Below are 18,260 nucleotides of genomic sequence, written 5' to 3' on the forward strand. Positions count from 1 at the left end.
CCACGGGCGCACGCGCCGCGCGCCCGCTCCGGAGGGGTGAGGCACGCCGGCCCCCTACCCGCCGCCACGACGACGAAGCCCCCGCCGGCGGGGCCGGTGGGGGCTTCGGTGAGCTGGTGCGCCGCCTGGGACTCGAACCCAGAACCCGCTGATTAAGAGTCAGCTGCTCTGCCAATTGAGCTAGCAGCGCGCGTGCGGGTCCACTGTAGCAACAGTGCGGGGCACGAGTCGAAGCGGCATCCCCCCGCGCGGGCGCAGCGTCACGAGGGCGTCCACGCGGGGCGCGCGGCCGGCGACGGGGGCGACGCTGCGGTCGCGCAGCAGGGCCGCGAGGACGAGCACGCACTCCACGAGCGCGAAGTCGCGCCCGATGCACAGCCGGCTCCCGGCCCCGAACGGCAGGTAGGCCCCGCGGGGCGGGGTGCGCCCCTGCGCGAAGCGCTCCGGGTCGAAGCGCTCGGCGTCGGGCCAGGCCTCCTCGCGCCGGTGCAGCAGCCAGGGGCTGACGATCACCAGCGTCCCGGCGGGGGTGGCGACGCCGTCGACCACGTCGTCCTCCTCCGCGCGGCGGGTGACCACCCACGCCGGCGGGTACAGCCGCAGCGACTCGTCGACCACGGCGCGGGTCCAGGCCAGCGCCGGCAGGTCGGCCCACGCCGGAGCGCGTCCGGCCAGGACGGCGTCCAGCTCGGCGTGCAGCCGCTGCTGCGCCTCCGGGTGCTCGGCGAGCAGGTGCAGCGTCCAGGTCAGCGCCGAGGCGACCGTCTCGTGGCCGGCGATGACCATCGTCACCAGCTCGGCCCGCACGGCCTCGGGGGGCAGCGCCCCGGACTCGACGGACCGCAGCAGCAGGGCGAGCAGGTCGTCGTCCTCCTCCCCCACCCCGGCGGCCCGGCGCGCCGCCACGACGGAGTCGACCACCTCGTCCAGCACCCTCCGAGCCCGGGCCAGGCGGCGGTTGGACGGCGTCGGCGCCCACGAGGGCACCGGCAGCGGCGTGCGCGCCCGGGCGATGACCACCTCGAGGGCGTCGAGGACGGCGGAGACCACGCGCTCCCCGTCGCCGCCCACGTCGGCGCCGAAGAGCGTGCGCCCGACCACCTCCAGCGTCGCCTGCAGCACGGCGGCGTCGACGTCCACCACGGCGTCCGCCCCGGCCGGCCAGCGCTCGCGGAGCCGGTCAGCGGCGGCGACGGACTGCTCGGCCACCACGTCGAGGCTGGAGTGGTGGAAGGCCGGCTGGACGGCGCGGCGGGCCGTGCGCCACGCCGTCCCGTCGGAGGTCAGCAGGCCGCTTCCGGTCACGAGGGACAGGGAGCCGTACTGGATCGTGCGCTTGGACCAGGCGCCGCCGTTGTCCACGAGCACCCGGCGCGCGCCGGCGACGGTGTTGACGAGGAGCACCGGGGTGGTCGGCAGGGGGAAGGCGACGCGGTCGCCGAAGCGCTCGGCGGTGCGCGCGAGGTAGGCCAGCGGGTCGCGGCGGATGCTCAGCAGGTCCCGGAGCATGTCCCTCGGGAGCGGCCCGGGGGCGTCGAGGACGGTGTAGCGGGCGTTGGCCCGGGGCGCCGGAGCGGCGTCGGCGGTGCTCAGAGGTACAGCCCCGTCTGCCCGCCCTCGACCCGCGGAGCCGCGACGGCGTGGAGGTCGCGCTCGCGCAGCAGCACGTAGTCCTGCCCGCTCAGCTCGACCTCGGCGCGGTCCTCAGGGTCGAAGAGCACCCGGTCCCCGAGCTGCACCTGGCGCACGTGCTGGCCCACGGCGGCGACCGCGCCCCAGGACAGGCGCCGGCCGACGGCCGCGGTGGCCGGGATGACGATGCCCGAGCCCGAGCGGCGCTCGCCCGCCTCGCGGTCCAGGGAGACCAGCACCCGGTCGTGGAGCATCCGGATCGGCAGCCGGTCCGACCCGGCTCCAGGCGACTCGCTCACGCCCCGACCGTACTCGGTGCGACGGGAGGAAAGTACTTGCCAGTTCGGAAAGTACTTGCTTGTATCGGACCACCACGGCGACGAGGAGGCCCCATGAACACCCACGAGCACCCGCTCACCCCCGAGCAGGCCCGCCAGCAGCTCGCGTCCACGCGCGCCCGCACGCTCGGCGTCCCCCGCGACCGCAGGGTCCACGCGCTGGGCACGGCCGCCGTCGGGGTGACCACGGGAGCGCTGATGGCGAGCCGGAACCTCGTCGGCGAGGGGCAGTACGCGCTGATCTCCCTCGTCGTCACCCTCGCCCTCGTCGCCGAGCTGCTGTGGGTGGAGCGGGCCTCGCGCACCGTGCCCCGCGGGAGCCGGCGGTGGATGTGGACGGGGTTCGCGGCCTCGTTCGTCGTGGCCCTGGCCCTGGTCACGCCGTGGCTGAACCTCAGCGCCCAGACCGCGCCCAACACCTGGCCGCAGGTGGCCCTGGGCGCCGCCGCGGTCGCCGCGCCGAGCCTGCTGGCGGCGGTCGTCATCGCCCGAGCGCGGCCGTGACCGCGACCTCCGGCCAGCACGCGCGCCACCGGCTCGACGAGGTCATCCACGCCCCGGTGCGCCTGAGCCTCGTCGCGGCCCTGGCGCAGGTCGACGAGGCGGAGTTCGCCCACGTGCGCGACACCATCGAGGTCTCCGACTCGGTGCTGTCCAAGCAGGCCTCCTCCCTGGAGGCCGCCGGGTACGTGCGGGTGCGCAAGGGCCACGTGGGCAAGCGCCCCCGCACCTGGCTGTCGCTGACGCCGGTCGGCCGCAGCGCCTACGCCCGCCACCTCGAGGCGCTGCGCGCCATCGCCGAGGGCCGCTGACGCCCTAGGACGCCGCCGCGGGCCGGTCGCTCGTCCCCGCGACGGCGTAGCGCAGCAGGACCACGCCGCCGCCGAAGCGGCGGCTCTCGACGAGGTCGAGGTCGAGGTGGGCGCCGTCGGCGAACGGACGCCGTCCTCGCCCCAGCACCACGGGGTGCACGTAGAGCCGGAGCTCGTCGACCAGGCCGTGCTCGAAGAAGGTCGCGGCCAGGTCGGGCCCGCCGATGGTCATGTCCCCGCCGGGCTGCGCCTTGAGCGCGCGGACCGCCGCCGGGTCCACCTCGCGCTGGAGGGTCGCGCCCTGGCCGGGCCCGGAGAGGGTGCGCGAGTACACGACCTTCGGCACGTCGCGCCAGATGCTCGCGAACCCTCGCTCCGGCCCCGTGCTGCGCGGGTCCTCGTCCGCGGCGGGCCAGTACGCGTCCATCAGCTCGTAGGTGACCCGCCCCTGGAGGAAGGCCGCCATCTCGCCCAGGTGGTCGTTGAAGTGCTGGTGCAGCTCCTCATCGACCCGGTGCCAGCCGATGTCGTGGTCGAGGGTCTCGAAGAAGCCGTCGGCGGACACGCTCAGGGGCATCACGACTCGTCGCGTCATGCCGGGCAGACCGACGGAGCGGGCCGGACTCATCGGCCCGGCCCGGTGGGCGTCAGCGGCGCTTGGTGCTGGCCTTGAACGCGCCCTCGAGGAAGTCCTCGGCGTCCGGGGTGCTGGAGTGCCGCCGGGTGCTGCGGCGGCTGCGCCAGGAGAGCGCGCCGAACAGGCCGACGACGGCCGCGACGGCCCCGCCGACGGCGGCGAGGCGCTCGGTGCGCAGGTCGCCCTTCTCGTCGAGGAGGGCGTCACGGGCCTTGGCCTGCGCGTCGGCCACGCCGCGGCGGGCGAGCTCCTTGGGAGCCACCCGCGCGGCGAGCTCGTCGACGGTGCGGGCCAGGTGCTCCTGGCGCTGCCCGATCTCGCGCGCGAGGTCGTCGGGGTCGGTCGGCGTGGCGCTCATGACCGGAACCTAGCGCGACGCGGGGCGGTCGGCAGCCCGGGACGGCGGCGCGAAGCCGAACGGGAGCTCGAGGCGGTGGGCCGCGAGCAGCTCGGCGTCGGCCAGGAGGTCGGCGGTCGGTCCGTCGGCGACCACGCGCCCGCCGTCGAGCACCACCGACCGGGGGCACGTCTGCAGCGCGTAGGGCAGGTCGTGGGTGACCACGACGACCGTGACGTCCAGGCCCGCGAGCAGCTCGGCGAGCTCGCGGCGGCTCGCGGGGTCGAGGTTCGAGGTCGGCTCGTCGAGCACGAGCACCTCGGGCTCCATCGCCAGGACGCCGGCCACCGCGACGCGCCGGCGCTGCCCGAACGAGAGGTGGTGCGGGGGGCGCTCGGCGACACCGGCCATGCCGACCTGCTCCAGCGCGCCGGCGACCCGCTGCTCCAGCGCCGCGCCCCGCAGGCCGAGGGTGCGGGGCCCGAACGCGACGTCGTCGGCGACCGTGGGCATGAAGAGCTGGTCGTCGGGGTCCTGGAAGACCAGGCCGACCCGCCGGCGCACCTCCGGCAGGGTCGCCGGGGCCAGCTCCAGCCCGGCGACGGCGATCCGGCCGCTGCCGGTGCCCCCGGCCACGGCGCCCAGGACGCCGGCCAGGTGCAGCACGAGGGTCGTCTTGCCGGCGCCGTTGGGGCCGAGGACGGCGACCCGCTCGCCCCGGGCGACGGTGAGGTCGACCCCGAAGAGCACCTGCCGGCCGTCGGGGTAGGCGAAGGCGAGGCGCTCGACCTCCAGCGACGGCGGCCGGCCCGCTGCGGGCGGCGGCGGGGGCACCGAGCCGCTCACCGCAGCACCGCCACGGCGAGCAGCCCCGCGGCCGGCAGCGCGGCGGCGGCCAGCCACTGGGCGGGGCGGGCGGGCGCCCCCTCCACCAGCGGCGTCCCGGGGCGGTGGCCGCGCGCGAGCATCGCCTGGTGCACCCGCTCTCCCCGCTCGTAGGTGCGCACGAACACCGAGCCGACCCCGGCGGCGACCGCCCCGAGGTGGCGCAGGCGGTTCCCGGAGGCGCCCCGCGCCTCGCGCGCGATCCGCACGCGCCGCAGGTCGTCGGCCACGACCGCGGCGTAGCGCAGCATGAAGGTCAGCACCGAGAGCAGCGGCGCGGGCAGCCGCAGGCGCGCCAGGCCGCCCAGCAGGTCGCGGGCGCTGGTGGTGCTGGCGAGCACCACCGCCGCCAGGACGCCGAGGGTCGCCCGGGCGAGCAGCGTGCCGGCGTCGACCAGGCCGGGGCCGGAGACCGCCACGCCCAGGACGCGCACGCGCTCCCCCGCCGCCACGAACGGCAGCAGGGCGGCGAAGACGACGAACGGCGCCTCGACCGCCAGGCGGCGCAGCACGAGCAGCACCGGCAGGCGCGCGAGGGCGGCGACGGCGACGAGCAGCGCGGCCAGCGCCGCGAAGGCGGCCCAGCGCCCCCGCGGCACGGCGAGGGCGACCAGCGCCAGCGCGACGAGCGCGACGACCTCGCACTGCGCGGGCAGCCGGTGGACGGGGCTGTCCCGCGGCACGAGCAGCCCGTCGGTGTCAGCACCACGACGCGCCCCGGCTCGTCGTGGTGCTGACAGGAGGACGGGAGGGAGGGGCGCGCTCACGCCCGGGTCGAGCGCCGGGCGCGCCCCAGCACGCGGGAGGCCACCGCGGTCCCCGCGCCCACGGCGACCGTGACGGCGACGCCGAGCAGGCCCGCCAGCCCGCCGGAGAGCAGGGGGCTCGGGACGCCGCGCACGTCGTACCCCGCCAGGGGCGAGGACGCCGCGGCGGAGCCCTGCGCACCGGCGTCGAGCCCCAGCGCGCCGGCGACGGACGCCAGGCCGTCCGGGGAGGCGCTGGCGGCGAGGCTCACCAGCCCCGCGACCACGGCGGTCACCGCCAGCCCGACCGCCAGCGGGCGCCGGGCGGGGCGCACGGGCGCGAGGACGCCGGCGGTCCCCGTGGCGGGCACGGCGCTGCGTCGCCCGTCGGCGTCCACGAGCACGAGGTCGGGCCGCAGGTGGCGGGCCGCGTGCACGAGGTCGGCGCGGGTGGCGACGACCGCGCCGACCACGGCGGCGGTGATGAGCGCCTCCCCGGCGCCGATGAGCACGTGCCAGCCGACCATCGCCACCGCCAGCGCGCCGAGCGGGACGTCGACCGTGCCGCCGACGGCGTACAGGCCGGTGAAGGCCAGCGCGGCGGTCGGCACGGAGACCGCCGCAGCCAGCCCGGCGGCCGGCACGACGCTGCGGGGGCGGCGCGGCAGGAGCGGCAGCACGAGGCGCAGCACCAGCGACCCCACGGCGATCGGCACCACGCCCATGAGCAGGACGTTGGTGCCCAGCGCGGTGAGCCCGCCGTCGGCGAAGAGCAGGCCCTGCACGAGCAGGACGGCGGTGAGGCACAGCAGCGCCGTCCAGGGGCCGACGAGGACGAGGGCCAGCGCCCCGCCGACGAGGTGGCCGCTCGTGCCGGCCCCGACCGGGAAGTTGACCATCTGGGCGGCGAAGACGAACGCGGCCGTGAGGCCGGTCAGCGGCGCGCCGGCCTCGCGCACCTCCCGCTCCGAGCGCTGCAGCGCCAGGCCCACGGCGCCCGCGGCGACGGCCGCCGTGGCGATCGAGGTGGAGGCGTCGAGGAAGCCGTCGGGTACGTGCACGGCGGCAGTCTCCCGCTACCTGCGACATCGTCGCAACAAGCCCCGGGCGGGCGCGGACCTCCGGCTCCCGCCGCGGAGCCCTAGGCTGGCAGCGTGAGCGATCGCCTCGAGGTCGGCCAGAGCGCCCCGGACTTCACCCTGACCGACGCCGCTGGAGCCGGCTGGACGCTGTCGCAGCACCGCGGCCGGTCGGTCGTCGTCTACTTCTACCCGGCGGCCAGCACGCCGGGGTGCACCACGCAGGCCTGCGACTTCCGCGACAGCCTCGCCTCGCTCACCGGCGCCGGGTACGACGTCGTCGGGGTCTCCCCCGACGGCCCCGAGGCGCTGGCGCGGTTCGCGGACGCCGAGCACCTGACCTTCCCGCTGCTCAGCGACCCCGAGCACACCGTCCTCGAGGCGTACGGCGCGTGGGGCGAGAAGACGATGTACGGGCGCACCACCACCGGCGTGCTGCGCTCGACGGTCGTCGTCGACCCCGAGGGCGTGGTGGCCCTCGCCCAGTACAACGTCAAGGCCACCGGCCACGTGGCGCGGCTGCGCAAGGAGCTCGGCCTCGACTGACGCTCCGCGCGCGAGTGGTGAAACTGGCAGCCACGCAGGGTTTAGGTCCCTGTGCCTCCGGGCGTGCGGGTTCGAGTCCCGCCTCGCGCACCAGCACGGCTGCCGCCGCGCGCCCGAGCGCCCCTGGTCCTAGCGTCGGGGCATGCGCAGGTTCTTCATGTGGTTCACCGTCGCCCAGACCGGCTACCGCCTCATCAAGCGGTACCGCTCCTCCAGGGGCGCTAGCGCTGCGCCAGCCCCAGCGCCGTCGCGATCGCGGGGGCGAGGGCGCGGAAGGCGCGGCCTCGGTGGCTGATCGCCTCCTTCTCGGCCGGTGACAGCTCCGCGCAGGTGACCTCGAGACCTTCGGGCACCAGCGCGGGGTCGTAGCCGAAGCCGCCGCCGCCGCGCGGCTCGCGCGCCAGCGAGCCGCGCAGGCGGCCGAGCTCGACGTGCTCGGCGCCGTCGGGGGTGACCAGGGCCGCGGCGCAGACGAACTCCGCGCCGCGGTGCGCGTCGGGGACGTCCGCGACCTGCGCCAGCAGCAGCGCCAGGTTCGCGGCGTCGTCACCGTGCCGCCCCGCCCAGCGGGCCGAGAAGATGCCGGGCGACCCGCCGAGGACGTCGACGGCGATCCCGGAGTCGTCCGCGACCGCCACGAGGCCGGTCGCCGCCGCGACCGCCCGCGCCTTGAGCAGCGCGTTCTCGGCGAAGGTCACGCCCGTCTCGGCCACGTCGGGCAGCCCGAGGTCACCGGCGGCCAGCACCTCCACCGCGCTCTCCCCCGCCGGCAGCGCCGCGGCGAGGATCGAGCGCAGCTCGCCCACCTTGTGGGCGTTGCGGGTGGCCAGCACGAGCTGCACGGCGCTCACGAGGCCAGCGCCTCCGCCTGGAGGCGCGCCAGCTGCGCGCAGCCGCCGACGGCGAGATCGAGCAGGGCGTCGAGCTCGGCGCGGTCGAACGGCGCGCCCTCGGCGGTGCCCTGCACCTCGATGAACGAGCCCTTCCCGCTGACCACGACGTTCATGTCGGTCTGGGCGCGGACGTCCTCGGTGTACTCGAGGTCGAGCACCGGCACGCCCTGGTCGATCCCCACGCTGACCGCCGAGATGGAGTCCAGCAGCGGGTCGCGCCGCACGATCCCCCTGCCGCGGGCCCAGGCGACGGCGTCCGCGAGCGCCACGTAGGCGCCGGTGATGGCGGCGGTGCGGGTGCCGCCGTCGGCCTGCAGGACGTCGCAGTCCAGGACGATGGTGTTCTCGCCCAGCGCGGTGACGTCGACGGCGGCCCGCAGCGAGCGCCCGACGAGCCGGGAGATCTCCTGGGTGCGCCCGCCGACCTTGCCCTTGACCGACTCGCGGTCGGAGCGGGTGTTCGTCGCCCGCGGGAGCATCGCGTACTCGGCGGTGACCCAGCCCTGGCCGCTGCCCTTGCGCCAGCGCGGCACGCCCTCGGTGAACGAGGCGACGCAGAGCACCTTGGTGCGGCCGAACTCGACGAGCACGCTGCCCTCCCCCGCCTCCAGGTAGCGGCGGGTGATGGTCACGTCGCGCAGCTGGTTGGGCGCGCGTCCTCCGGGTCTGGGCATGCCGCCGAGCCTAGGAGCCGGCGCCGACGCCCCTCCAGCCGGGCCGCTACAGGTGGGCCGCGGCGCTGCCGATGGGAGGACCTCGGCCGGCACCCCCTGGAGGACCCCTCGTGCGCTACCGCCTCGTGACCCGCAGCGACTTCGACGGGCTGGTCTGCGCCGTCCTGCTGCGCCACCTCGACCTCATCGACGAGATCGCCTTCGTCCACCCCAAGGACGTCCAGGACGGCGTCGTCGAGATCACCGACCGCGACATCCTCACCAACCTGCCGCACGCCCCGCGGGCGCACCTGGTCTTCGACCACCACCACAGCGAGACCCTGCGCAACGACGGGTCCGCGACCAACCACGTCATCGACGCCACCGCCGCCTCGGCCGCGCGCGTCGTCTTCGACCACTACGGGGGCGCCGCCCGCTTCCCGCAGGTCTCCACCGAGCTCATGGCGGCCGTGGACCAGGCCGACTCCGCCGCCTACGACCTCCGCGACGTCCTCGAGCCGCACGGCTGGACGCTGCTCAACTTCGTCATGGACCCGCGGACCGGCCTGGGCCGCTTCCGGGACTTCCGGATCTCCAACTACGACCTCATGATGCGGCTGATCGACGCGTGCATCGAGCACACCGAGGTGGAGGCGATCCTCGCCCTGCCCGACGTGGCCGAGCGCGTCGACCTCTACCAGGACCAGAGCGAGCTCTTCACCGCGCAGCTGCGCAGGGTCGGGCGGATGCACGGCGACGTCGTCGTCCTCGACCTGCGCGAGGAGGAGGTCATCCACGCCGGCAACCGGTTCATGGTCTACGCGCTCTTCCCCGAGGCGCGCGTGTCCGTGCACGTCCTCAACGGCCGGGCGAACCAGAACGTCGTCCTCGCCATGGGCAAGTCGATCCTCGACCGCACCTCCCCCGTCGACGTCGGCGCCGTGGCGCTGGCGCACGGCGGCGGCGGCCACCGGGCCGCCGGCACCTGCCAGGTGCCCCACGCCCAGGCCGATCGCGTGCTGGCCGACGTCCTCCAGTCGCTGACCACCCCGGCGCCGGCGCTGGTCTGAGCTACACCGCCAGGACGCCGCCCGGCACGGCGAGCTCCAGCGGCCCGGCGTAGGTCTCGCGCGCCTCGGCCAGGACCGCCTCGGGCGGCGTCCACGGCGGCAGGTGCGTGAGCACCAGCCGCCGCGCGCCCGCCGCGGTGGCGGCCTGGCCGGCCCGCCGCCCGGTCAGGTGCAGGTCGCGGACCTCGTCCCACTCCTCCAGCAGGGAGGCCTCGGACAGCAGCAGGTCGGCGTCGCGGCCGAGGTCGGCCAGCGCGGGGCAGGCGTCGGTGTCGCCGGTGTAGGCGAGCACCCGCTCTCCTCCGCCGTCCTCGCCCGGGCCGGTCACCCGCAGGCCGTAGGCCTCCACCGGGTGGTTGACCCGATGGGGCACGACGGTGAAGGGGCCGATGACCACCGGCTCGCGCTCCGCCCAGGCGGCGACGTCCAGCTGCCCGCTCATGCCGGGCTCGGCGGGCAGGTCGTAGGCCCGCGCCAGGCGCGCCCCGGCACCGGCCGGCGCCCACACCGGCACCCGGCGGCGCTCCCCGCGCGCCGGCCCGTACTTCAGCGCCACGTACAGCGCGGTGGTGTCCAGGCAGTGGTCGGCGTGCAGGTGGCTGAGCAGGACGGCGTCCACGGCCGTCGGCTCGACCCAGCGCTGCAGCGGGCCGAAGGCGCCGCTGCCGAGGTCGAGCACGAGGTTCCAGGTGCGCCCGTCGGCGTCCTCGGCCGAGAGGAGGTAGCACGACGCCGGGGAGTCCGGTCCCGGCACCGAGCCCGAGCAGCCCACGACGGTCAGCCTCACGAGGACGCTCCTTCCAGCAGGGAGCCGGCCGCACCGGCGCGGCGCGCAGCCGGCACCGACGCGCCGAGGAACCGGCGGGCCAGACCGGTGAAGACCACCGGGTCGCCGGTGGTGAGGAACCGGTGCTCGGGGGCGGGCAGGGAGTCCGGCCGCACGGCGTCGCGCTGCACCAGCTCCCGGTAGACCGCCTGGGCCGTCTCCTCCGCGCTGCTGACCAGCGTCACGCCCTCGCCCATCACGTACGAGATGACGCCGGTGAGCAGCGGGTAGTGGGTGCAGCCCAGCACGAGGGTGTCGACGCCGGCCGCGGCCACGGGCTCGAGGTACTCCCGCGCCACGGCCAGCAGCTCCGTCCCCGACGTGGTGCCGGCCTCGACGAACTCCACGAACCGCGGGCACGCCTGCGTGGTCACCTGCACGTGCGGGGCCGCGGCGAAGGCGTCGGGGTAGGCGCCCGACGTCGCCGTCGCGGTCGTGCACACCACCCCGACCCGGCCGTTGCGGGTGCTCGCCACCGCTCGGCGCACCGCGGGCCGGATCACCTCGACCACCGGCACCGAGTAGCGCTCGCGCGCGTCGTGCAGGACCGCCGCGCTGGCGGAGTTGCAGGCGATCACCAGCAGCTTCACGCCGTGGTCGACGAGCTCGTCGAGGCACTGCAGCGCCAGCTCGCGCACCTGCGCGATGGGCCGCGGCCCGTAGGGGGCCCGGGCGGTGTCGCCCAGGTAGACCACCGGCTCGTGCGGCAGCTGGTCGAGCACGGCGCGGGCGACGGTGAGGCCGCCCACCCCGGAGTCGAAGATGCCGATCGGCGCGTCCGTGCTGTCCTCGGCCACGGCCGGGGAGCCTACGGGTCGCGCCGGTGCAGCTCGTCGGCGAGGGCCGTCACCAGCGTCTCCTGCAGCCAGGTGAGGAAGTCGTAGACCGCCGACATCCACGCCCGCGGGTCGTCGACCGCCATCGCGTCCGCCTGGGCCAGCAGGCGCTCGGCGTCGGCGTCGGTGCGCAGCCCCAGCCGCTCGGCCAGCACCAGGCGCAGGTCGTTGAGCGCCACCAGCCACGCCTGGGCCTCGCCGGCGTCGAGGATCAGGGGGCCCGGGCGGGCCAGCGTGGCCCGCGCCGTGGCCAGTGCCTCGCGCTTGCGCTGGCGCAGCCCGCGCTCGGTGAACCGCCGGAACTCCGCGGCCGCCTCGGGGTCGTCGCGGGCGGCGTCGGGCAGCAGGCGGGCGAGCGCGGGGTCCTCGGGCGTGCTCGCGCCCTCGGTGATGCCGACCAGGGCCTCCAGCGGGTCGCTCTCCGGCGCCAGACCGTCGTCGAGCAGGGCGGCGACCTCGGCCAGCAGGTCGTCGACCAGCTCGCGCTCGTCGTCGTCGAGGCGGGCGGTCACCCCGCGCCGGGTGCGCTCGAAGCGGCGCGCCATCAGGAGTCCTTGGCGAACGTCGCCCACAGCCCGTAGCCGTGCATGGCCTCGGTGTCGCGCTCCATCTCCTCGCGGGTGCCGGTGGAGACCACGGCCCGCCCCTTCTCGTGCACGTCGTGCATGAGCCGCTCCGCCTTCTCGCGGGGATAGCCGAAGTAGGACTGGAACACGTAGCTGACGTAGGACATGAGGTTGACCGGGTCGTTCCAGACGATCGTCACCCAGGGCACGTCGAGCCCGGTCAGCTCGGCCGGCGCCAGCTCCTCGGCCTCGGCCGGGGAGGCCATCGCGCGTGCTCGCCCCAGGTGTCCCACGCGCGACCACTCTACGGTGGGGCCCGTGCACACTCCGGGTGAGGCGTCGACCGCCCTGCTGACCGACCACTACGAGCTGACGATGCTGCAGTCGGCGCTGCGCAGCGGGGCCGCCGCGCGGCACTGCACCTTCGAGGTGTTCACCCGCCGCCTGCCCGAGGGGCGCCGCTACGGCGTCGTCGCCGGCACCGGGCGCCTGCTCGAGGCGATCGAGCGGTTCCGCTTCGACGAGCCGGTGCTGGAGCAGCTGCGCGAGCACGAGGTCGTCGACGAGGCGACGCTCGAGCACCTCGCCGGCTGGCGCTTCTCCGGGGACGTCGACGGCTACGCCGAGGGTGAGCTGTTCTTCCCCGGCTCGCCCGTGCTCAGCATCACGAGCACCTTCGCCGACGCCGTCATCCTCGAGACGCTCGTCCTCTCGGTGCTCAACCACGACTCCGCCGTGGCCTCGGCCGCGGCCCGCATGGTCACCGCCGCGGGCGACCGACCGCTGCTGGAGATGGGCAGCCGGCGCACCCACGAGGAGGCCGCGGTGGCCTCGGCCCGCGCCGCCTACCTGGCCGGCTTCGCCGGCTCGTCCAACCTCGAGGCCGGCCGCCGCTGGGGGGTGCCGACCTCGGGCACCAGCGCGCACGCGTTCACCCTCCTGCACGACACCGAGGCGGAGGCCTTCGCCGCCCAGATCGCCGCGCTGGGCACCGGCACGACGCTGCTGGTCGACACCTACGACATCCGCCAGGGCATCACCACGGCCGTGGAGGTGGCCGGCACCGGCCTCGGAGCGGTGCGGATCGACTCCGGCGACCTGCCCGTCCTCGCGCTCCAGACCCGCGAGCAGCTCGACCGGCTCGGGGCGACGTCGACGCGGATCGTGCTGTCCGGCGACCTCGACGAGCACTCCCTCGCCGCCCTGGCGGCCGCGCCGGTGGACTCCTACGGCGTGGGCACGTCGGTGGTCCTCGGCTCGGGCGCGCCCACCGTGGGCATGGTCTACAAGCTCGTCGAGGTGGACGGGCGGCCGGTGGCCAAGCGCTCGGAGTCCAAGACCACCCACGGCGGCCGGAAGGTGGCCCTGCGCCGCCACCGCAGCACCGGCACCGCGACCGAGGAGGTCGTCAGCGCCGGCGGGCCGCCGCCGGCGGAGCCCGGCGACCGCGCGCTGCAGGTGCCGCTCGTGCGCGGCGGGCGGCCGGTCGAGGGCCTGCCCTCGCTGGAGGCCACCCGCGAGCACGTGCGGCGGGTGCTCGTGACCCTGCCGTGGGAGGGCCTGGCGCTCTCCCGCGGCGAGCCGGCGATCCCGACCCTGCAGCTGCCGCCGCGCTGACGGCGTCCCCGCTAGCTGCGGGGAGGCCCCGTGACGCGGTCGGCCACGGCGCCGACCACCCCGGCGAGGAGGAGCGCCACGCCGAACCACAGGAGGAGCTGCCCGTAGCCGAAGAACCCGACGAAGGTCACCACCGCGCCGAGCGCGATGATGATCAACCACATCTGCTGGGGCACGTCCGGCTCCTGTCCGCGGGGGTCCGACCCGGCGAGCGTCGCACCGCGCGCCGGGTCGCGCCAGGCAGCGTCCGCGCCGCCGCTCAGACCCTGCTGCGCCCCCGGCCGAGGAGCAGTCCGACGAGGCCGATGACGAGGATGACCACGCCGATCCAGATGAGGATCTCCCCGACCCCGCCGAAGCCGACGATGGCCAGGACGACGCCGATCGCGATGAGGATGAGCCAGAGGGGCATGTCCGTCTCCCGAGTCCGCTGACGATCTCCGACGAGCACTGACCCGGGGATCGTGGCACCGCGCGCCCCCGCCGCGCCAGCCCCCATGATCACCCGGGGTCAGGAGGGGGCCCCGCAGCGGAGCTCAGCCGGCGTCGAGAGCCAGCAGGTCGTCCTCGGTCTCGCGCCGCACGACGACGCGCGAGGCGCCGTCGCGCACGGCGACCACCGGGGGCCGCGGCACGTGGTTGTACTGGCTGGCCATGCTCCGGCAGTACGCCCCCGTGCCGGGCACCGCCAGCAGGTCGCCGCGGCCGACGTCACCGGGCAGGTACTCGTCCTTGACCACGACGTCGCCGCTCTCGCAGTGCTTGCCGACGACCCGGCTGAGCACGGGCGCGGTCTCCGACCGGCGTCCGGCCAGCGTCGCGGAGTAGTCGGCGTCGTACAGGGCGGTGCGCACGTTGTCGCTCATCCCGCCGTCCACGGACACGTACCGGCGCCGGCCGCCGCCGTCGAGCGCGACGTCCTTGACGGTGCCGACCTCGTAGAGGGTGAAGGTGCTCGGGCCGGCGATGGCCCGGCCGGGCTCGATCGAGATGCGGGGCACGGCGATGTCGAGGGCGCGGCAGGCCTCCACGACGACGCCGGCCATGCCCTGGGCCAGCTCGCGCGGGGTGAGCGGGCCGTCCTGGGTGGTGTAGGCGACGCCGAAGCCGCCGCCGAGGTCGAGCTCGGGCAGCACGACGCCGTGCTCGCGGATCACGGCGGCGTGCAGCTCGAGGACGCGGCGGGCGGCGATCTCGAAGCCGGAGACGTCGAAGATCTGCGAGCCGATGTGGGAGTGCAGGCCGCGCAGCTCCAGCTCGGGACGGGCCAGCACCGCGGCCACGGCGGCGGCAGCGCCCCCGCCGGCGAGCGAGAGCCCGAACTTCTGGTCCTCGTGGGCGGTGGCGATGTAGGAGTGCGTGTGCGCCTCGACCCCGACGGTCACCCGGATCAGCACGCCCTGGCGCACCCCGCGGGCCGCCGCGGCGTCGGCGACGCGGTCGATGTCGCCCATGCCGTCGATGACGATCCGCCCCAGGCCGGCCTCGACGGCGCGGGCGATCTCGGCGTCGGACTTGTTGTTGCCGTGCAGGAGCATCCGCTCGGCGGGCATGCCGCCGCGCAGGCCGACGGCCATCTCCCCGCCGGTGCAGGCGTCGTACGACAGGCCGTCCTCGGCCAGCCAGCGGGCGACCGCGGTGCAGGTGAAGGCCTTCGCGGCGTAGTAGACGTCGGCCCCGCCGCAGGCGTCGGCGAACGCCTCGTCGAAGGCGTCCCGGAAGGCGACGGCGCGGGCGCGGAAGTCCGCCTCGTCGAGCAGGTAGGCCGGCGTCCCGTGCTCGGCGGCCAGCGCCTCGACGCCGACCCCGCCGACCTCGAGGGCGCCATCGGCGCCGCGCCGGGTGGTGGCCGACCACAGGCCGGGCACCAGGGCGTTGGCGTCCTGGGGGACGGCCAGCCAGGAAGGGGCGCCGTAGCCCTCGGCGTGCAGGGCTCCGGCCACGTGGGCGCGCATGGGTGTGTCCTCGCTCGTCGGTGGTGCTCAGCTGCTGGGCCCGCGGCGCCGGCCGCCGGGCCCTCGGTGCAACGCTCGGGGGCGCCGTCTACATCCGGTCGGGGGCGCTGACCCCGAGCAGGGCCAGGCCGTTGCGCAGCACCGTGCGGGTGGCCTCGTTGAGCCAGAGGCGGGTGCGGTGCACGTCGGTGACGGCCTCCTCGCCCTGCGGGGTGACGCGGCGCTCGTCGTACCACTTGTGGTAGCTGCCGGCGAGGGCCTCGAGGTAGCGGGCGACCCGGTGCGGCTCGCGCAGCTCGGCCGCCTGCGCGACCACGCGGGGGAACTCCCCCAGCGCACCCAGCAGCGCCGACTCGGTGGCGTGGTCGAGCAGCGAGGGGTCGAAGCCGTCCTCGGTCCGCACGCCGAAGTCGCGGGCGTTGCGGCCGACGCCGCTGGTGCGCGCGTGGGCGTACTGCACGTAGAAGACCGGGTTGTCGTTCGTGCGCTTGACCAGCAGGTCGAGGTCGATGTCGATCGAGGAGTCGGCCGAGAAGCGCGTGAGGGCGTAGCGGGCGGCGTCCACCCCGACGGCCTCGACGAGGTCCTCCATGGTGATGACGGTGCCGGCGCGCTTGCTCATCCGCACCGGCTTCCCGTCGCGGACGAGGTTGACCATCTGCCCGATGAGCACCTCGACGACGTCCGGGTCGTCGCCGAACGCGGCGGCGGCGGCCTTGAGCCGCGCCACGTAGCCGTGGTGGTCGGCCCCGAGCATGTAGATGTTGAGGTCGAAGCCGCGGGCGCGCTTGTCGCGCAGGTAGGCGAGGTCGCCGGCGACGTAGGCGGGCTGGCCGTCGGACTTGATGACGACGCGGTCCTTGTCGTCGCCGAAGTCGGTCGAGCGCAGCCACCACGCGCCGTCGGCGAAGTAGAGCTGGTCGGAGCCCTTCAGCTCCTCCACCACCCGCTCCACCGCGCCGCTGGCGTGCAGGGAGTCCTCGTGGAAGTACACGTCGAAGTCGACGCGGAAGTCGTGGAGGTCGCGCTTGATCTCGGCGAACATCAGCTCGACGCCGCGGGCGCGGAAGGCCTCGAGCGCCTCGGCCTCGGGCAGCGACAGCGGGTCGGGCTCGCCCGCCTCGCGGGCCCCGGCGAGCACCTGCTCGGCGATCTCGGCGATGTACGCGCCGCCGTAGCCGTCCTCGGGGGCCTCCTCGCCGCGGGCGCGGGCCAGCAGCGAGCGCGCGAAGCGGTCGATCTGGGCGCCGTGGTCGTTGAAGTAGTACTCGCGGGTCACCTGCGCCCCGGCGGCCTGCAGCACGCGGGCGAGGGAGTCGCCCACCGCGGCCCAGCGGGTGCCCCCGAGGTGGATCGGCCCGGTGGGGTTGGCCGAGACGAACTCCAGGTTGACCGACCGGCCCGCGACGGCGTCGCTGCGCCCGTACTCCGCGCCCGCCTCGACGATGCTGCGGGCGAGCTCGCCGGCGGCAGCGGCGTCCAGCACGATGTTGAGGAACCCCGGCCCGGCGACGTCGACGCTCTTGACCCCCGCCACCGCCGACAGGCGCGCGGCCAGGCCCTGCGCGAGCTCGCGCGGCGGCACGCCGGCGGCCTTCGCCAGCTGCAGCGCCACGTTGGTGGCCCAGTCGCCGTGGTCGCGGTTGCGGGGGCGCTCGACGCGGACGACGTCGGGCACGGCCTCGGGGGTCACGGCCGCCAGCTCACCGGCGGCGACGGCCTCCAGGAGGCAGGCGCGGACGGCGGCGGCGAGCTCGTCGGGGGTCACGCCTCCAGGGTAGCCACCGCGGCGGGGCGCCCCGGCGGCCAGCGGGAGGGGTCAGCGAGCCCCGGGGCGGGCGGGGCGGCCCTGCGCGGCCAGGCGCTCGACGACCTCGACCAGCGAGCTGGGCTCGAAGGGCTTCGCCACGAGGGCGTCGACGCCGACGGCCGTGGCGCGCGCCTGCTGGTGGGCCTGCACCGAGGCGGTCACCATGATCACCGGCAGGTCGGCCAGGGCGGGGTCGCGGCGGATGTCCGCCGTGGTCGTCCAGCCGTCGCGCGGCTCCATGACGGCATCCATGGTCAGGACGTCGGGGCGGGGCAGGTCGGGGTCGCGCAGCCGGGCCAGGCACGCGGCGCCGTCGGAGGCCTCCTCGACGACGTGCCCCTCGAGCTCGAGGTTCAGCCGGATCAGCAGGCGGATCTGGGCGGTGTCATCGACGACGAGCACGCGCCACGGACCAGCCACGCCGCCAGCCTAGGCGGCGATGAGAAGAGAGGTGCCCCCGGCAGGATTCGAACCTGCGCCCCCGCCTCCGGAGGGCGGTGCTCTATCCCCTGAGCTACGGGGGCCCACCGCAGTGCGGCCGTCGCTGACCCTACCAGCGGATCAGGACTGACCGTCGACGTACTCCCAGTGCCACGGCTCGTACGGACCGGAGCCGCCCTTCTGGGCCCAGTCCGGGTGGCCCCAGCCGAAGTCGCCGGCGTGGTCCATGAGCCAGTCGTAGTGCCGGTCGGCGTCCTCGACGCCGCCGCCGAGGTCCACGGCCAGTCCCCAGCCGTGCTCGCTGGTGCCCGGGCGGGCGGCGAGGCTCGGCTTCTCGCGCTTGACCGCGACCTGGGCGGCGTAGCTGCGGTAGGAGTCGGTCAGGCTCAGGTCGGTGCCGAACTCCGCCTTGTAGGCGATGTTCAGCTTGGCCAGCGAGACCGCGGCGTCCGCGCGCAGCTGGTGCCCGCTCTGCCACAGGTCGCACAGCACGTCGGTGTCGAGCTTGCCGTTGACCTCGCCCGCGGCGTCGGCGGGCGTCTGGCCGTCGCAGCCCGGCGTCAGCGCCTCGACCGCAGCGC

The 18,260-nt window shown here is 75.8% G+C and carries 24 protein-coding genes and 3 tRNA genes; 6 read left to right on the forward strand and 21 right to left on the reverse strand.

What is annotated here, in order from left to right; all coding sequences use genetic code 11:
* Window positions 1-114: 114 nt before the first annotated feature.
* The 3 genes from AC5FZL_RS08635 to AC5FZL_RS08645 form a co-directional block, all read right to left on the reverse strand.
* Window positions 115-190, reverse strand: a tRNA-Lys gene (locus tag AC5FZL_RS08635).
* Complete coding sequence (locus AC5FZL_RS08640) at window positions 181-1,593, reverse strand: cytochrome P450 (RefSeq protein WP_493618197.1); 1,413 nt, start codon at window positions 1,591-1,593, stop codon at window positions 181-183. The genes AC5FZL_RS08635 and AC5FZL_RS08640 overlap by 10 nt, the downstream gene beginning before the upstream one ends.
* Window positions 1,590-1,886, reverse strand: a complete 297-nt coding sequence (locus AC5FZL_RS08645) for a GroES family chaperonin (protein ID WP_493618198.1) — start codon at window positions 1,884-1,886, stop codon at window positions 1,590-1,592. The genes AC5FZL_RS08640 and AC5FZL_RS08645 overlap by 4 nt, the downstream gene beginning before the upstream one ends.
* Window positions 1,887-2,024: 138 nt before the next feature.
* On the opposite strand from AC5FZL_RS08645, the gene AC5FZL_RS08650 reads away from it, so the two are divergent.
* The gene (locus AC5FZL_RS08650) at window positions 2,025-2,474 is read left to right on the forward strand and encodes a hypothetical protein (RefSeq protein WP_493618174.1); all 450 of its coding nucleotides are present in this window, start codon (window positions 2,025-2,027) and stop codon (window positions 2,472-2,474) included.
* Window positions 2,471-2,782: a winged helix-turn-helix domain-containing protein gene (locus AC5FZL_RS08655; protein WP_493618175.1), complete on the forward strand. Its 312-nt coding sequence runs from the start codon at window positions 2,471-2,473 to the stop codon at window positions 2,780-2,782. The genes AC5FZL_RS08650 and AC5FZL_RS08655 overlap by 4 nt, the downstream gene beginning before the upstream one ends.
* Before the next feature lie 4 nt (window positions 2,783-2,786).
* Here AC5FZL_RS08655 and AC5FZL_RS08660 read toward each other — a convergent pair whose 3' ends face one another.
* The 5 genes from AC5FZL_RS08660 to AC5FZL_RS08680 all read right to left on the reverse strand — a co-directional run bounded on the left by AC5FZL_RS08660 (window position 2,787) and on the right by AC5FZL_RS08680 (window position 6,448).
* Complete coding sequence (locus AC5FZL_RS08660) at window positions 2,787-3,359, reverse strand: dihydrofolate reductase family protein (RefSeq protein WP_493618177.1); 573 nt, start codon at window positions 3,357-3,359, stop codon at window positions 2,787-2,789.
* A gap of 70 nt (window positions 3,360-3,429) precedes the next feature.
* Window positions 3,430-3,777, reverse strand: a complete 348-nt coding sequence (locus AC5FZL_RS08665; protein WP_493618178.1) for a DUF3618 domain-containing protein — start codon at window positions 3,775-3,777, stop codon at window positions 3,430-3,432.
* 9 nt (window positions 3,778-3,786) lie between these two features.
* On the reverse strand, window positions 3,787-4,602 hold the full coding sequence (locus AC5FZL_RS08670; protein WP_493618179.1) for an energy-coupling factor ABC transporter ATP-binding protein: 816 nt from the start codon (window positions 4,600-4,602) through the stop codon (window positions 3,787-3,789).
* A complete protein-coding gene (cbiQ, locus tag AC5FZL_RS08675) occupies window positions 4,599-5,408 on the reverse strand; it encodes a cobalt ECF transporter T component CbiQ (RefSeq protein ID WP_493618181.1) in 810 nt (269 codons plus the stop codon). The genes AC5FZL_RS08670 and cbiQ overlap by 4 nt, the downstream gene beginning before the upstream one ends.
* Window positions 5,405-6,448 carry an energy-coupling factor ABC transporter permease gene (locus AC5FZL_RS08680; RefSeq protein WP_493618182.1) on the reverse strand — a complete coding sequence of 348 codons (1,044 nt, stop codon included), beginning with the start codon at window positions 6,446-6,448 and terminating at the stop codon, window positions 5,405-5,407. Before AC5FZL_RS08680 ends, cbiQ begins: the two co-directional genes overlap by 4 nt.
* A 93-nt stretch (window positions 6,449-6,541) precedes the next feature.
* On the opposite strand from AC5FZL_RS08680, the gene bcp reads away from it, so the two are divergent.
* Window positions 6,542-7,012: a thioredoxin-dependent thiol peroxidase gene (gene bcp / locus AC5FZL_RS08685; RefSeq protein WP_493618183.1), complete on the forward strand. Its 471-nt coding sequence runs from the start codon at window positions 6,542-6,544 to the stop codon at window positions 7,010-7,012.
* A gap of 8 nt (window positions 7,013-7,020) precedes the next feature.
* Window positions 7,021-7,105 (forward strand) — tRNA-Leu (locus AC5FZL_RS08690).
* 128 nt (window positions 7,106-7,233) lie between these two features.
* On the opposite strand, the gene rdgB is transcribed toward AC5FZL_RS08690, so the two are convergent.
* Both rdgB and rph read right to left on the reverse strand, forming a co-directional pair.
* Window positions 7,234-7,863: an RdgB/HAM1 family non-canonical purine NTP pyrophosphatase gene (rdgB, locus tag AC5FZL_RS08695; RefSeq protein WP_493618184.1), complete on the reverse strand. Its 630-nt coding sequence runs from the start codon at window positions 7,861-7,863 to the stop codon at window positions 7,234-7,236.
* Window positions 7,860-8,579 (reverse strand): ribonuclease PH, encoded by a 720-nt coding sequence (rph, locus tag AC5FZL_RS08700; protein ID WP_493618185.1) that lies wholly within the window; start codon window positions 8,577-8,579, stop codon window positions 7,860-7,862. Before rph ends, rdgB begins: the two co-directional genes overlap by 4 nt.
* Before the next feature lie 110 nt (window positions 8,580-8,689).
* Between rph and AC5FZL_RS08705 the strand changes: the two genes are divergently transcribed.
* Window positions 8,690-9,628 (forward strand): exopolyphosphatase, encoded by a 939-nt coding sequence (locus AC5FZL_RS08705; RefSeq protein WP_493618186.1) that lies wholly within the window; start codon window positions 8,690-8,692, stop codon window positions 9,626-9,628.
* A 1-nt stretch (window position 9,629) separates the two neighbouring features.
* Here AC5FZL_RS08705 and AC5FZL_RS08710 read toward each other — a convergent pair whose 3' ends face one another.
* From AC5FZL_RS08710 to clpS, 4 genes are read right to left on the reverse strand one after another with little or no spacing between them, the layout of a single operon-like run.
* The gene (locus tag AC5FZL_RS08710) at window positions 9,630-10,415 is read right to left on the reverse strand and encodes an MBL fold metallo-hydrolase (protein WP_493618187.1); all 786 of its coding nucleotides are present in this window, start codon (window positions 10,413-10,415) and stop codon (window positions 9,630-9,632) included.
* Complete coding sequence (gene murI / locus AC5FZL_RS08715) at window positions 10,412-11,251, reverse strand: glutamate racemase (RefSeq protein WP_493618188.1); 840 nt, start codon at window positions 11,249-11,251, stop codon at window positions 10,412-10,414. Before murI ends, AC5FZL_RS08710 begins: the two co-directional genes overlap by 4 nt.
* 11 nt (window positions 11,252-11,262) lie before the next feature.
* Complete coding sequence (locus tag AC5FZL_RS08720) at window positions 11,263-11,835, reverse strand: DUF2017 domain-containing protein (RefSeq protein WP_493618189.1); 573 nt, start codon at window positions 11,833-11,835, stop codon at window positions 11,263-11,265.
* Window positions 11,835-12,122: an ATP-dependent Clp protease adapter ClpS gene (gene clpS, locus AC5FZL_RS08725; RefSeq protein WP_493618199.1), complete on the reverse strand. Its 288-nt coding sequence runs from the start codon at window positions 12,120-12,122 to the stop codon at window positions 11,835-11,837. Before clpS ends, AC5FZL_RS08720 begins: the two co-directional genes overlap by 1 nt.
* A 52-nt stretch (window positions 12,123-12,174) precedes the next feature.
* Here clpS and AC5FZL_RS08730 point away from each other — a divergent pair, with 52 nt between their 5' ends.
* On the forward strand, window positions 12,175-13,473 hold the full coding sequence (locus AC5FZL_RS08730) for a nicotinate phosphoribosyltransferase (RefSeq protein WP_493618190.1): 1,299 nt from the start codon (window positions 12,175-12,177) through the stop codon (window positions 13,471-13,473).
* An 11-nt stretch (window positions 13,474-13,484) separates the two neighbouring features.
* On the opposite strand, the gene AC5FZL_RS08735 is transcribed toward AC5FZL_RS08730, so the two are convergent.
* From AC5FZL_RS08735 to AC5FZL_RS08765, 7 genes are all read right to left on the reverse strand, one after another.
* Window positions 13,485-13,649, reverse strand: a complete 165-nt coding sequence (locus tag AC5FZL_RS08735; RefSeq protein WP_493618191.1) for a hypothetical protein — start codon at window positions 13,647-13,649, stop codon at window positions 13,485-13,487.
* 83 nt (window positions 13,650-13,732) lie between these two features.
* Window positions 13,733-13,885: a hypothetical protein gene (locus AC5FZL_RS08740; protein ID WP_493618192.1), complete on the reverse strand. Its 153-nt coding sequence runs from the start codon at window positions 13,883-13,885 to the stop codon at window positions 13,733-13,735.
* 124 nt (window positions 13,886-14,009) lie between these two features.
* Window positions 14,010-15,428, reverse strand: a complete 1,419-nt coding sequence (gene lysA, locus AC5FZL_RS08745; RefSeq protein ID WP_493618193.1) for a diaminopimelate decarboxylase — start codon at window positions 15,426-15,428, stop codon at window positions 14,010-14,012.
* An 88-nt stretch (window positions 15,429-15,516) separates the two neighbouring features.
* The gene (argS, locus tag AC5FZL_RS08750; protein ID WP_493618194.1) at window positions 15,517-17,196 is read right to left on the reverse strand and encodes an arginine--tRNA ligase; all 1,680 of its coding nucleotides are present in this window, start codon (window positions 17,194-17,196) and stop codon (window positions 15,517-15,519) included.
* A gap of 51 nt (window positions 17,197-17,247) precedes the next feature.
* Window positions 17,248-17,658 carry a response regulator gene (locus AC5FZL_RS08755; RefSeq protein WP_493618195.1) on the reverse strand — a complete coding sequence of 137 codons (411 nt, stop codon included), beginning with the start codon at window positions 17,656-17,658 and terminating at the stop codon, window positions 17,248-17,250.
* A 32-nt stretch (window positions 17,659-17,690) separates the two neighbouring features.
* Window positions 17,691-17,762: transfer RNA gene (locus AC5FZL_RS08760), tRNA-Arg, on the reverse strand.
* Between the two features lie 37 nt (window positions 17,763-17,799).
* A partial coding sequence (locus tag AC5FZL_RS08765; RefSeq protein WP_493618196.1) for a M15 family metallopeptidase occupies window positions 17,800-18,260 on the reverse strand: 461 nt, incomplete at its 5' end.

The sequence above is a fragment of the Quadrisphaera sp. DVD1 genome (assembly GCF_058932755.1).

What these genes read in the sequence shown, in the direction of transcription:
- AC5FZL_RS08645 (WP_493618198.1), bottom strand. Translation starts at nt 1,886, where the DNA reads ATGCTCCACGACCGGGTGCTGGTCTCCCTGGACCGCGAGGCGGGCGAG.
- AC5FZL_RS08650 (WP_493618174.1), top strand. Translation starts at nt 2,025, where the DNA reads ATGAACACCCACGAGCACCCGCTCACCCCCGAGCAGGCCCGCCAGCAG.
- AC5FZL_RS08660 (WP_493618177.1), bottom strand. Translation starts at nt 3,359, where the DNA reads ATGCCCCTGAGCGTGTCCGCCGACGGCTTCTTCGAGACCCTCGACCAC.
- AC5FZL_RS08665 (WP_493618178.1), bottom strand. Translation starts at nt 3,777, where the DNA reads ATGAGCGCCACGCCGACCGACCCCGACGACCTCGCGCGCGAGATCGGG.
- rph (WP_493618185.1), bottom strand. Translation starts at nt 8,579, where the DNA reads ATGCCCAGACCCGGAGGACGCGCGCCCAACCAGCTGCGCGACGTGACC.
- AC5FZL_RS08720 (WP_493618189.1), bottom strand. Translation starts at nt 11,835, where the DNA reads ATGGCGCGCCGCTTCGAGCGCACCCGGCGCGGGGTGACCGCCCGCCTC.
- clpS (WP_493618199.1), bottom strand. Translation starts at nt 12,122, where the DNA reads ATGGCCTCCCCGGCCGAGGCCGAGGAGCTGGCGCCGGCCGAGCTGACC.
- AC5FZL_RS08740 (WP_493618192.1), bottom strand. Translation starts at nt 13,885, where the DNA reads ATGCCCCTCTGGCTCATCCTCATCGCGATCGGCGTCGTCCTGGCCATC.
- lysA (WP_493618193.1), bottom strand. Translation starts at nt 15,428, where the DNA reads ATGCGCGCCCACGTGGCCGGAGCCCTGCACGCCGAGGGCTACGGCGCC.